This window comes from Terrabacter sp. P5_B1, from assembly GCF_056400505.1.
Genome location: NZ_JBFULD010000555.1, coordinates 1 through 1,346, shown reverse-complemented (window position 1 = coordinate 1,346; position 1,346 = coordinate 1). Strand labels below are relative to the sequence as shown.

2 protein-coding genes are annotated in these 1,346 nt (G+C 74.4%); both read left to right on the top strand.

Going from position 1 to position 1,346, the window contains the following annotated elements:
• Positions 1-612, top strand: a 612-nt coding sequence (locus AC1DP0_RS21925; protein WP_478088704.1) for an NAD(P)/FAD-dependent oxidoreductase, incomplete at its 5' end; no start/stop codon positions are given.
• A gap of 24 nt (positions 613-636) precedes the next feature.
• The coding region (locus tag AC1DP0_RS21920) for a cyclic nucleotide-binding domain-containing protein (protein ID WP_478088702.1) at positions 637-1,346 on the top strand (710 nt) is incomplete at its 3' end.

The following is a 1,346-nucleotide window of genomic DNA, read 5'->3' as shown; positions in this document are numbered from 1 at the left end:
GCCCTGGCCGGGCGCGGCGTCCACTACGGCTCGAACGCCGGCCAGGCGGCGGCCTGCACGGGCGACGAGGTCTACGTCGTGGGCGCGGCCAACTCCGCCGGTCAGGCGGCCCTCAACCTCGCCCGCTACGCGAGCCGGGTCACGCTCGTGGTGCGGGGTGACGCGCTCGAGGCGAGCATGTCGCAGTACCTCGTCCAGCGGATCCGAGCCGACGAGCGCATCCGCGTCCTCTGCCGCACCGAGGTCGTCGGGGCGGCCGGTGACGGTCACGTCGAGCGGCTGACGCTCTCCGACCGGCACACCGGCGCCACGACGGAGGTCGACGCCGCGTGGCTCTTCGTCTACATCGGCGCCTCGCCGCGCACCGACTGGCTCGGCGCCGACGTCGTGCGCGACGACCACGGCTTCGTGGTGACCGGGCACGACCTCGTCACCGGACAGCCTGCCCACGAGTGGGCGCTCGCACGACCGCCGTTCGCGCTGGAGACGAGCCTGCCCGGGGTCTTCGCCGCGGGCGACGTGCGCTCGGACTCGATGAAGCGGGTCGCCTCCGCCGTCGGGGAGGGCTCGATGTCGGTCTACTTCGTCCACCGGTACCTCGCCACCATCTGACCAGCCGACCGACGGGATCCTGCGATGCTCGAGCTCTCCGACCTGCGGACGGTGCCGCTCTTCGACGGGCTGCGCGACGACCAGCTCGAGGAGCTGCTCGTCGGCGGCGCGGAGGTGCCGATCGTCCCCGGCGACGTGGTCTGGCTCGAGGGCGACCGCGCCGACTACTGGTGGGTCGTCGTCGACGGGGCGCTCGACCTCTCGCGCCACATCGGCCGTGAGGACGTCGTCGTCGGCCGGATGGACGTGCCCGGGCGCTGGGCCGGCGGATTCCGGGCCTGGGACGAGCACGGCGTCTACCTCGCGACGGCCCGGGGAGTCGTGGCGGGGCGGCTGCTGCGCGTCCCGGCCGAGCGCCTCCACGAGCTGGCCAACGTGTGGTTCCCCTTCGCGGCGCACCTCGTCGCCGGCCTCTACGGCACGGCCCGGTCGATCGAGGCGACGGCCCGCCAGCGCAGCGGGCTCGTCACGCTCGGGACCCTGGCAGCCGGTCTGGCCCACGAGATCAACAACCCTGCAGCCGCGGCCGCGCGCTCGTCCGCCGAGCTCGAGCGCGCCTGTGACGGGCTGCTCGACGCGTTGCGCCAGATGGCGACCAGCGGCGTGACCGCGACCCAGTTCGGCGAGCTCGACGCGCTGCGTCGCGAGCTCGCGCCACGCACGGCGCTGCCGGACCCCCTCGAGACGGCCGACCGGGAGGAGGAGCTGGGTGACTGGCTGGACCGCTCCGGGGT